8 protein-coding genes are annotated in these 11,524 nt (G+C 67.1%); 1 reads left to right on the top strand and 7 read right to left on the bottom strand.

Going from position 1 to position 11,524, the window contains the following annotated elements; all coding sequences use genetic code 11:
* Positions 1-10: 10 nt before the first annotated feature.
* The 5 genes from AC5STI_RS19555 to AC5STI_RS19535 form a co-directional block, all read right to left on the bottom strand.
* Positions 11-1,537 (bottom strand): bifunctional aminoglycoside phosphotransferase/ATP-binding protein, encoded by a 1,527-nt coding sequence (locus tag AC5STI_RS19555; protein ID WP_495447935.1) that lies wholly within the window; start codon positions 1,535-1,537, stop codon positions 11-13.
* 99 nt (positions 1,538-1,636) lie between these two features.
* Entirely contained in the window at positions 1,637-2,482 is an 846-nt protein-coding gene (locus tag AC5STI_RS19550) for a universal stress protein (protein WP_495447934.1), read from the bottom strand.
* A gap of 126 nt (positions 2,483-2,608) precedes the next feature.
* Positions 2,609-5,230 carry a cation-translocating P-type ATPase gene (locus tag AC5STI_RS19545; protein ID WP_495447933.1) on the bottom strand — a complete coding sequence of 874 codons (2,622 nt, stop codon included), beginning with the start codon at positions 5,228-5,230 and terminating at the stop codon, positions 2,609-2,611.
* A gap of 142 nt (positions 5,231-5,372) precedes the next feature.
* Complete coding sequence (locus AC5STI_RS19540) at positions 5,373-6,683, bottom strand: type II toxin-antitoxin system HipA family toxin (protein WP_495447932.1); 1,311 nt, start codon at positions 6,681-6,683, stop codon at positions 5,373-5,375.
* Positions 6,683-6,934 (bottom strand): helix-turn-helix domain-containing protein, encoded by a 252-nt coding sequence (locus AC5STI_RS19535; protein ID WP_475046291.1) that lies wholly within the window; start codon positions 6,932-6,934, stop codon positions 6,683-6,685. The genes AC5STI_RS19540 and AC5STI_RS19535 overlap by 1 nt, the downstream gene beginning before the upstream one ends.
* 202 nt (positions 6,935-7,136) lie before the next feature.
* On the opposite strand from AC5STI_RS19535, the gene AC5STI_RS19530 reads away from it, so the two are divergent.
* On the top strand, positions 7,137-8,798 hold the full coding sequence (locus tag AC5STI_RS19530; protein WP_495447931.1) for a mechanosensitive ion channel family protein: 1,662 nt from the start codon (positions 7,137-7,139) through the stop codon (positions 8,796-8,798).
* On the opposite strand, the gene AC5STI_RS19525 is transcribed toward AC5STI_RS19530, so the two are convergent.
* Positions 8,795-10,246 carry a UdgX family uracil-DNA binding protein gene (locus AC5STI_RS19525; protein ID WP_495447930.1) on the bottom strand — a complete coding sequence of 484 codons (1,452 nt, stop codon included), beginning with the start codon at positions 10,244-10,246 and terminating at the stop codon, positions 8,795-8,797. The genes AC5STI_RS19530 and AC5STI_RS19525 overlap by 4 nt on opposite strands.
* Positions 10,246-11,481, bottom strand: a complete 1,236-nt coding sequence (locus AC5STI_RS19520) for a putative DNA modification/repair radical SAM protein (RefSeq protein ID WP_495447929.1) — start codon at positions 11,479-11,481, stop codon at positions 10,246-10,248. Before AC5STI_RS19520 ends, AC5STI_RS19525 begins: the two co-directional genes overlap by 1 nt.
* Positions 11,482-11,524: the final 43 nt, after the last annotated feature.

Genomic DNA, 11,524 nt, shown 5'->3' with positions numbered 1-11,524 from the left:
CCTGCCCGGTTCAGTCCGGGTTAAGGGCAGCCTGCACCAGCCCGGCAACCTCATCCGCGGTGCCGCTGCAGGCGATCCGTGTCCAATCCGCGGGCGAGACGGTGCGTTTCAGCTGCGCGTGCAGAACATCCGCGTCCGCATCAGAGGCATCATTGGTGCGGGCGGCGATACGCCGTTCCAGCGTGGCTGCATCGCCATGCAGCCAGATCCCGTCGAACGGAACCCCCAGCCGGACAGCCAGCGCCCGGACCTGCTCCCGGTAATCTGCCTCCAGAAAGGTCGCATCGGCGATGACGCTGTGCCCTGCCCGCATGGCCTGCTCCGCCAGGTCCAGCAACCGGGCGTAAACCTTCGCAGTGACTTCCGGGCGATAGCCTTCGGCCGGCAGCCGCTCCAGCGGGCCGGCACCGAACAGCGCCTTGCGCTCGACATCGCTGCGCAGATGAACCGCACCGGGGACCGGTGGCAGCAACGGTGCAATACGCGCCGCAATCGTGGTTTTGCCGGTGCCCGACGGACCGCCGACAGCCACCAGCCGCGGCTGCACCGGTGCCAGGCAGGCCAGCGCCAGATCAAGATAACTCCGGGCCTCCTCAGCGGCAGCATCAGACTCGCGCCCCGCCATGCCCTGCACCGTGACCATCGCCCGGATGGCCGCACGGATGCTCATGAACAGCGGCAGCGCCGCCAGCCCGCCAAAATCCCCGGCTCCCTGCACATAGCTGTTCAAGGCCGCGTTCGCCTGCCTGTCCGCGCCCCGGTGCAGCAGATCCATGAGCAGAAAGCCAAAGTCATAGAAAACGTCGCACGTGCCCAGCCGCTCATCGAATTCAAGCGCGTCGAAGGGCACCGGCCTGCCGTCAAGCAGCACAAGGTTCCTCAGATGCAGATCGCCGTGGCACCTGCGCACGTACCCCGCGGCTGAGCGCTCCGTAAGGCGCGGGGCAATCTGCGCATAGACCTGCTCGGCCTTGTCCAGGAACGCTGCCACCCTGCCGCGGCCGAGCACCGGCTCCATGCCGTCAAACGCCTCCCGCAGCTCGTCAATGATCTCCCTGATCAGGACCGCCCCATCCTCAGCGCGCCGCTCCGCATCCGCGTGATAGGCGGCAACTGCGCTGCCAAGCCGCCCGGCCAGATCATTGGTCAGCCCGCCCGCGGCGGCAATGGCGCTCAATTCCGCCTCCCGCGGGAATCGGCGCATCCGCAAGGCGTATTCGACCGGAACCCCGGCCCCGTCCAGCGCCAGCTCTCCGGACGCTTCGCGGGTCACCGCGATTACCCGGTCATAGATGCCGGGGGCTGCCGGGGCATTCAGGGCGAACTCGCGTTCCAGCACAGCCTTGCGCGAGTCCAGCGACGAGAAATCCAGATAGCTGTAGCGCACCGCCCGCTTGATTTTGAAAGCCAGGCTGCCCGTCAGAAACACATGCGCGGAATGCGTTGTGACGACTTCAACGGGCGCGTCATAACCATAAGCTGACGGGCCGCTCAGAAAGGCCACAACTTCTGCCTGCTGGGATTCATCCGGATGCATCGCCTTACCCCCGTGGCAGATTACCAGCGCAGCCGCCCTGCCGCTTTGAGCAAGGTCAAGCGGCGGCTTTCCAAGCCTGGCAAAGGCGGCGCAGCCGGATCAGTGGGCAAACAGAACCGGCAGCTCCGTCTGTTCGATCATCGTCCGGGTGGTGCCGCCAAACACCGCCTCGCGCAGGCGGGAATGGCCATACGCACCCATCACTACCAAATCCGCCCCGGCCTCGCGGGCGCGGTCCTGGATGGCGGGGCCGACATCCCGCCCGCCGCTGGCGAATTGCGACACCGTCACAGTGCAGCCGTGGTGGCTGAGCCATGCCGCGGCGTCCGTCCCAGGGTCTTCCCCGTCCCGCTCATCGGTCAGATCCGGGTCGAAGCACCCGATCACGACCTCCTGCGCGTGGCGCATCCAGGGCAGCGCCGCATGCGCCGCGCGGGAGGCGGCCAGGCTGCTGTTCCACGCCAGAAAGATGCGGTTGTACTTGGCAAAGGGAGAACTGTTCACGATCACCGGAACCGGCGACTGGAACAACAGACCGTGCAGCGCCTCCCGGAAGACGTCGTCCTTCTCCCGTACAGCCTCGGCGAACTGGGCAATGTCGCACGACATTGCGCGCCGCGCGCACAGCAGCCGGATTTCCGCTCCCGCAGATACCGCATAGTGAACATCGCCGGCACACCCGCTCTGGGCCAGCAGCCCGTTAACTCCGGCGGCCCGGGCTTCTATGGCCGATTTCGACTCCGCGAACCGGTCGACCCAGTCCGCCGGCATCGCCGCCGAGCCAAAGGCGGTTGCGCCGGACATGAAGTAGGGCCGGGCAGGCAAAGTCTCCAGCAGCAGGCAGGCCAGGTAGGCACCCTGATCCCGGGCTGCCTCAGCCGCGGCGGTGACCGCCGCATCGCTGGTGTCTCTGCTGAGCACGAAAAGAGAGGTTCTGCGTTGCATGGCGGGCCTCCGGCAAATGGATCGCGGCAGGCGGGCATGCATACCGCGCCAATGAGTAGATCAGGTCTGCGGGCGGACGCCATGATCCCGATCAATCAGGCGCCCGGTCATTCAGGCCCCAATCATTCACGCCTGAGCGACGGCCCTCCCCCCTAGTCGGCGGCTGGCGAAATAGCGCAGCGTCTTCAGGATCTCGGGCACCAGCAGGATGGGCAGCACCAGCAGGCCGATCAGCATCCAGTGCTCACCGCTCAGCGGAACCGTGTGCAGCAGCACCTGCAGCGGCGGCCAGTACACTGCCGCCACCTGCGCCCCGATGGTCACCGCAAGCGCGGCCAGCAGGAACGGGTTGGTGAAAAAGCCGATCCGCCAGCACGGCAGATGCAGCGAGCGGAAGGCAAAGACGCTGGCCTTCTCGAAAATCACCATCGCGGTAAAGGCCGCGGTGCGGGCCAGATCCTCGTTGCCATCCAGAAGATGCAGAAACAGCCACAGGCTCGCCAGCCCGGTATAAAGCCCCAGCGCCAGAATGGTCAGCAAACCGGCTTTCCCGAGGATCGGCGTGTCCTTCTTGCGCGGCGGGTGCTCCATCTCGTCCGGCTCGCCCTTCTCCAGCCCCAGCGCCACCGCCGTCACCCCGTCGGTGACCAGATTCATCCACAAAATCTGGGTCGCCAGGAAAATCAGCGGCCCGCCGATCAGGATGTTGATCAGCAGGGCGATGACTTCACCGGCATTCGAAGACAGCAGGTAACGCACGAACTTGCGCACATTGCCGAATTGCCGCCGCCCCTCGCCGATGGCCCGCACAATGGTGGCGAAATTGTCGTCCAGCAGCACCAGGTCAGAGGCATCCTTGGCCACATCGGTCCCCCGCACCCCCATCGAGACGCCGATATCCGCCTTCTTGAGCGCCGGCGCGTCATTCACGCCGTCGCCGGTCATCGCCACGATCTGATGCTGCGCCTGCAGCGCCGACACGATCCGCATCTTGTGGGCAGGCCGGGTACGGGCAAACAGCACCTCCCCCTGCAGAAGCTGGCTCAGTTCTTCGTCTTCCAGCGCTTCCAGCTCATCGCCGGTGACCGTCCTGGCGGGCGGCAGGCCCAGCTGGCCGGCGATGGCCTGTGCGGTCAGCGGGCTGTCGCCGGTGATCATGATGACCCGGATTCCGGCAGACCGGGCCGCATCAATCGCAGGCCGCACCTCGGGCCGCGGAGGATCAATCAGCCCGGCCAGGCCCAGGAAGGTCATGTTCTCTTCGGCAATTGTTCCGCCGTCCGCCGCGCCGGCGGCAAGGCCGATCACCCGCAGCCCCTCCCCCGCCATCGCTTCATAAGCTTCGGTGATGCTCGCAGCCTCCCCGGCGCTCAGGCTGCGCGGTCCGTCCTGGGTCATCACCTGGCTGCAAATCCGCAGCACCTGCTCCGGCGCGCCCTTGGTAAAGACCTTTGCCCCGCTGCTGGTCTTCACCAGCACGCTCATCCGCTTGCGCTCGCTGCTGAAGGGGATTTCCGCCGCCACAGCGTCCGGCAGCGGCGGATTCGCCCATCCCTTGTAGCCAAGGGTGACCAGCGCGCCCTCGGTCGGGGCGCCGGTCATCTCCCAGTGATCGCCCTCGCGGTGCAGGCTGGCGTGGGTGCAGGTCAGCCCCGCCGCCAGAACCTCCGCCAAAACAGCATCGTCCCGGGCACCGATGACAGCCCCCTCAAAGGCGATATGCCCGGCCGGGTCATAGCCGGTGCCCGTGACCTGATAGATCCGGTCCAGCGTCCAGACCCGCGTCACCGTCATCTTGTTTTCCGTCAGCGTGCCGGTCTTGTCGGTGCAGATCACCGATGCCGCCCCCAGCGTCTCCACCGCCTGCAAACGGCGGGCCAGCGCCTGCTGGCGCACCATCGCCGCCGCCCCCAGCGCCAGGGTGATGGTGACCACCGCGGGCAGCCCTTCCGGCACCATCGCCACAGACAGCGACAGGCCGGTCATGAACATCTCCGCCGTATCGCGCCCCATGTACAGCCCAAGCGCCAGAATGGCGCTGGCAATGGCCAGCGCGGCAAACCCCAGCTGCCGGGCCAGGCGGCCCAACTGCACCTGGAGGTTGGTTTTCTTCAGGCCAACCGATCCCGTCAGCGAGGCGATTTTGCCGAACGAGGTATGCGCGCCGGTGGCCGTCACCTCCGCCAGCGCCCGCCCCGCGGCTACCACGGTTCCGGCAAAAACCTCCGCGGACTCCTCGCCGGGGGCCTTGTCGATGGGCACGGACTCGCCGGTCAGGGCGCTTTCATCCACCCGCAGCCCGGCAGCTTCCTGCAGGGTCGCATCTGCCGGGATCCGGGCGCCGGCCTCCAGAATGACAAGATCGCCGGGCACCAGTTCCCGCGCCGCGATCATCCGCTCGCGCCCGTCCCGCAGCACCAGCGCCTGCGGCGACAGCATGCTGCGCAGGCTCTCCAGCGCCGTCTCCGCCCGCCATTCCTGCACGAACCCCAGCACGCCATTGAGCGCGATCACCAGCCCGATCGCCAGCGTGTCGGCGTATTCGCCCAAGGTGAAGGCGATGATCCCGGCCACGATCAGGATCACCACCAGGAAATTGCTGAACTGGCGCAGGAACACCCGCAGCGGCCCGGCCCGCTTGGCCCTCGGCAGCTCGTTCCAGCCGTATTCACTGCGGGCGGCCTCTGCCTCCTGCTGTGTCAGCCCGGTCAGTGCCAGACCGCTGCGATGCTGTTCGGTGTCTGCCATGCGTTCCGCCCTCTGGCCCCCGTCAACGGCAGCCGATTTCAGGCCCCGCTGTCAACTGTCCGCGTCAACCGCCGGTTTCACGCTACAGAACCTGCCGCGCCTTTGGCCATGCGGCGTTTGATGCCCGCCCGCCGACGGCCCGTCACAGCGCGCTCAGCAGCCGGGGCAGCCGCTGATCAAATCCGCGTTTCACCGACGCCGCCAAGGCGTCGGGGAACCCCTCCGGCATCTCCGCCAGCGCCGCGGCAAACGCCGCCTCCCCCTGCGCACTGATCTCGTGAAAGGCCTCCGCGATCTGCGCGCGGGAAAATCCGGCCGCCAGCCCGGTTTCGGCAAAATGCCGCCCCATGATGTCGGAAACCCGGTAATGCCGGTTCCTGCCCGCCCGCATCGCCAGCTTCATGTCCTTGGCCTGCAGCTGCCCGGCCTCCAGCGAGGGCTGCACGGTCAGCACGTCATACAGCGGCGTCATCGAGAACCGCCCGCCCGGCATCAGCGCAATGCTGAAGTTCTTGGCATGGCCGTCGGTCGCACCAATCAGCCAGAACAGCACCGCCGCCTTGAAGAAATGCGCCCGGTCGCGCAGCGGCTCGTCGCTGCCCTGCAACAGGCCGCAGATCTCGACGATGCCCGGGCCGCCCTCGTTCTGGTACTTGCGTGCCGGCGGCACCGACAGCGCCTGGCAGCAATCCTCCTGCGGCAGCCGCAGCAGCCGCCCGTCGCGCGCCCGCAGCCGGTCGAAGCGTTCGATCACCAGCGCCCTGGTGCCCGCAAACTCCGCAATCTCCGTCCGCGCCACCGGCAGGCCGAACCCCGCCATCAGCCGCAGGCAGAAATGCTCGTTCTCGATGCTGTCGGTCAGGTCCATGCCATTGGGCAAGGTGCCGATTGCAGGTTTCAGAATATGCGTCGTTGGCGTCGTGCCTGAGGGCTCGACCCATTCACCGCCATCAAACAGCAGCGCGGTCTTCTCCTGCGCGCCCGCCACCGAAATCCTGAAATCCCGCTCCCGCCGGATCCCCAGCGGCGTCCGCCCCAGATCGCTCAGCAGCGCGGCAATCTCCCCGTCGCTCAGCGGCGTGCCCGTCAGAGTGCCTGTGTCCTGCGGCAGCTCGCCTTCAGGCAGGAACTGCAGCGCCCCCACGCAGTCGCGCCCGATCCGCGCCAGCAGGCTGTAGGCATCCAGTCCGTCCGCCCCGACCCGTTCGGCCACCCGGCGGCGGATGGCGTCATCGTCGGGCAGCAGGTTGTCGAACACCGCAATCACCGGCGGCCCCGCATAGCGGTCCGGGCGCAGCGGCAAGGAGCGCGACACCGGCAGCGTGTTCTCCCACGCCAGCCACTCCGGCGCATAGACAAAGGCAAACGCCCCGTCCGGATCGCGAAAGAACTGCCCCGCCTTGCGGCCGTTCATGTAAACATCCAGCGGCGTATAGGTGCGCTTGCGCCCCATCAGAAGATATCCTCCAAGTCGCCCGGTTTCATCTTGCTGCGCGGCACGATGTGGAGTTCCAGGTCAAGCGCCGCCAGCAGGTCAAACACCGTCTCCAGCTTGGCACCGCTGCTGCTGGTCTCGATATTCGACACCGTGCGCTGCCAGACGCCTGCGCGGGCGGCCAGCTCGCCTTGTGTCAGCCCCTGCGCCTTGCGCGCATTGCGCAGCACGGTGCCGATGTCCTGGGTGGTGCGGGCAATCTGATCCATGATGCGGCTCCTTTTCCGGCAAGTATGATCATTGGATCATATTTCGTCAATATACCCTGCGGATCATAAATCAAGAATATGCTGCCAAGATCATAAATAAAACCTATGATCCTTAGATCATAGAACGCGGCAGAGCGCCCCCCTTGCATTCATCCCTCTGCGCCAGCCGGAACAAAACACCGTCCCGCTGCGTTGACGTGCCATGATAAAAACGCTGCTGCGGTTCCTGGTTCCCCTGCTTCTGCTCGCTGCGCCGCTGGCGGCGCAGGACAAGACCGGTTGTGACAGCAGCCGCTGGTATTGCACCTCCGGCCTTAACACCGGCCTGCCGCAGCCCTCCACGCTGATCAGCCGTGAAACGCCCCGCGCCACCATCGAAAGCCTGATTGCCGCCGCCCGCGAAGATGCCTGGGCCGAGGCGGCGCATCTGCTGGACCTGTCCGGCATCCCCGAACCGCAACAGCTGGCCGCCGGAACCGGGCTGGCGCGGCAGCTGGAAACCGTGATCAGCCGCAAGACGGTGATCGACTGGGATATCATCCTCGACCGGCCCGATGCGCTGGACGCGCGCGCCTCCTCCGATCGGGCCATGGCCGGGGAGCCGCGCAAGTCGTTGCTGCTGTGGACGCTGGAGCTGGATCACCGCCCCGTGGCGATACGGCTGAACCGTATCAAACCAGAGGACGGCGCCGCTGTCTGGGTGTTCTCCCGCCAGACCGTCGGCAACATCCCGGACCTGTTCGCCCGCTTCGGGCCAGGCCGGTTTGAAAAGATGCTGCCGGACGCGCTCAAGGAAAACGCCGCCTTCGGCTTCAAGTGGTGGGAGGTTCTCGGCCTGCCGCTGCTGCTTGCGCTTTCGGCTGGCGCCGGCTGGCTGGTGTGGAAGGGCACGGGTTGGGCCGCCCGCAAGGTCTCGCACCAGGTTGTCACTGACACCCTTCTGTCGATCCGCGGTCCCGCCAGTATCGGCAGCGCAACACTGGTGGCCCTGGCGATCGGCTCTTATGCCTTTGTGTTTTCCGGCCAGATCAGCACCATCCTGCCGCCGCTGGCCTGGCTCGGGCTGGCAGGCTCCGGCCTGTGGCTCGCCATCAACAGCGTCGAGGCGGTTCTGGACCGGCTCACCTCCTTTGACGAAACCGACCTGACCCAGCGCCAGGAGGATCACAAGCGAACCATGGCCACCCGGCTGGCAGCGGCCCGCCGCGCATTTGTGGTGGCCGCGGTGCTGATCGGCGGCGGTATTTTCCTGAGCCAAAGCAACATCTTCCAGAACCTCGGCTTTACCATTCTGGGCACTGCCGGGGCGCTGACCCTGATCCTGGGCTTCGCCGCGCGGCGGGTGCTGGGCAACATCATCGCCTCGCTGCAGATCGCGCTGAACCAGTCCGCCAAAATCGGCGACCGGATCGTCTATAACGACTACCTCTGCCACGTGGAGCGGATCAACTTCACCTATGTGCAGCTGCGCGACTGGGACGGCACCCGCCTCATCGTACCGGTGGAGGAATTCATCTCCACCCCGTTTGAGAACTGGACGATGAAAGAGCCGAAGATGCTGCGCATCATCAAGCTCAAATGCGCCCACAACGCCGATGTGGACGCGCTGCGCGAGGCGTTCGACGAGATCGTCAGCAAGCTGGACAAGGAAGAGCTGGGCGATCCCGATGATGCCAAGGTGCGGGTGGCCGGGCAGGATGTGTTCGGCAAGGATGTCTGGTTCGCCCTGCCCTGCGCCGATCCGAACACCTCCTGGGACATCGCCTGTAAAGCGCGCGAGATGATCATTGCGGCTGGCAACCGGATTGCCGAGGAGCGCGATATCGACATCTTCCCCGAGGTCCGCCCGGCCGAGGCCGCCTAAGCCGCCCCCTGCCCCGCCAGCCCGGCCCGTTCCCGCGCCGCCGCCAGGTCGCCGCGCAGCAGCCCGCGCAGGCGGGTCTTGGCCTCAGGATCCGGCGTGCGCAGAATATGCGCCGGGTGCAGCGTCAGCAGCACCGGCACCCCCTGACGGCCACTCTCCACCGTGCCGCGCCGCGCCATCAGCCTGTCGCCACTGCCGGTCAACGCCAGCGCCGCCGTCGCCCCCATCGCCACGATCAGCCGCGGCTGCACCAGTTTAACTTCGGCATCCAGCCACCACTGGCACCGCTGCACCTCACCCGCATCGGGGCGCTGATGCAGGCGGCGGCGGCCCTGGGGGCGGAACTTGAAGTGCTTCACCGCATTAGTGAGATAGACCGCCTCGCGATCCACCCCGGCTTCGGCGGTGACTTCATCCAGCAGCTGCCCGGCAGGGCCAACGAAGGGCCGCCCGGTCAAATCCTCGCGGTCGCCCGGCTGCTCCCCCACCAGCATCAGCGGCGCATCCTGCGGACCCTCGCCCGGCACCGCCTGGGTCGCCGCGCAATGCAGCGGGCAGCGGGTGCAGCCCGCCAGCGCCGCCGCCAGCCCGTCCTGCGGCCCGGCCCAATGTTCGGTGGCGGTCTGCTCTGCCGCGGCTTGGACCCGCGCGGTGCGGGCAGGCGGCAGCGTCGGCGCCGCCTCCGCCATCGCCCGCGCCCGGGCGGGCGCGGTGGCAATCAGCTCCGGTATCGCCGCCGCCTCCGGCATGTTGCGCCAGTATTTCTTCGGCATCTCCGACTGCATCGCCTTCACCTTCAGCCGCGCCGGGTTGAAGATGTTTCGGAAATAGGTGAGCCACAGCCCCTCGCTCGCATCCTCCGGCAGGCCGGGCTTGGGCGCGCCCGGCTCAAAACGCAGCACGCCGCCTTCGAAGATGGCACAGACATCCGGCGTCAGGATGCGCCAGTCCATGTCCCCGAACCGGCGGGCAAAGAACGGCGCCGTGGGTTCGACCGTGCGGTGCTCCGGCTCGAACCAGGCGGCAAAGCTGCGCCGCGCCGCCTCCGGGCTGCCGGTCTCGCGGAACCGGACAAAGGCCTTCATCTTGTGCTGGCAGCGGTGCACCGCTTTCTCCATCCGCCGCAGCTGCGCCAGCTGCGCATCGCCCCGGTCGCTCATCAGCTGCGGCGCGTCCTTCAGCCGCCACAAGAACGCATAAAGCCGGTCAAACCGCGCCGGATCCGAATGCCAGGCGACACTCTCGGCCAGGCTCACGAAACTCCGCGGCACCGCCACAAGACGCGCCGGCGCAGGCGGCGCAGCAGCCGTATCAAACAGCCCCGCCTCCGCTTGCAAACCGCAATGCCAGCGCAGATCCTCCGGCGGCACCCCGGCGCTCAGGTAACCGCGCGCGGCCTCCCGCCAGGCGGCCGCGGTGCCGATGGAGGGCAGGCTCACCACCTGCATCAGAACAGGCTCAGCTGCTCGGGCGGCGGCGCAAAGCGCGCCCGCAGATCCGCGGTGTCCGCCAGCGCCCCCGGCGTCCAGCCAACAGCCGTGATAAAGGGCCGCGCCTTCTTCAGCAGCGCCCCCATCCGCTGCAGGTCTTCATAGCGCAGGGCGCGGTGCCGCCGGGTGCTGAGGATCCGGTTCACCGTCCTCACCCCGAACCCCGGCACCCGCAGCAGCTCCTCGCGGCTGGCCCGGTTCACATCCAGCGGAAACAGCCCCCGGTGCGCCAGCGCCCAGGCCAGCTTCGGGTCGATCTCCAGATCCAGATTGCCGTCCGGCGCCGCACTGGTGATCTCCTCCACACCGAAGCCGTAAAACCGCAGCAGCCAATCCGCCTGATACAGCCGGTGCTCCCGCACCAGCGGCGGGCTGACCAGCGGCAGCCGGGCCGAGGCATCGGGAATCGGCGAAAACGCCGAGTAATAGACCCTGCGCAGCCCGTAACTGCCGTAAAGCCGGGTCGACTGCCCCAGGATCACCGCATCGCTGGAGCCATCGGCCCCCACGATCACCTGCGTCGACTGTCCGGCAGGCGCAAACCGCGGCGGCCGCCTGCCGGTGTGGCTGCGGTCCTTGGCCGCCTCGCCGCGCAGCCGCACATCGGCCATCGCCTTGCGGATCTGCTCCGGCTTCTTCTCCGGCGCGTGCTGCCGCACCGAGGCATCGGTAGGCAGCTCCACATTGATCGACAGCCGGTCCGCCAGCCGCCCGGCCTCGGCAATCAGCTCCCGCGCGGCGTCGGGAATCGTCTTCAGATGGATGTAGCCGCGGAAATTCTCCTCCTCCCGCAGCTTGCGCGCGATCTGCACCATGTCCGACATGGTGGCATCGGGCGAGCGGATGATGCCCGACGACAGAAACAGCCCCTCGATATAGTTGCGCCGGTAGAACTCCACCGTCAGCTTGACCACCTCATCCGGGGTGAACCGCGCCCGCGGCACATTCGACGACACCCGGTTGATGCAATAGGCGCAGTCGTAGATGCAGAAATTGGTCATCAGGATCTTCAGCAGGCTGATGCAGCGCCCGTCCGGCGCATAGGCATGGCAGATCCCCGCGCCGGTGTTCGACCCCAGCCCCTTGCCATCGCGCGAGTCGCGCTTGCTGGACCCGGAGGAGGCGCAGGAGGCGTCGTATTTCGCCGCGTCGCTCAGAATCGCGAGCTTGTCTTGAACACTCATCTTGGACATATGTTCTTATTATGTTCTCATCCCCGGATTGGCAAGACCGCCC

The organism is Leisingera sp. CC-HEC096 (genome assembly GCF_059429235.1).
This window is presented reverse-complemented; position numbering and strand designations above follow the sequence as displayed.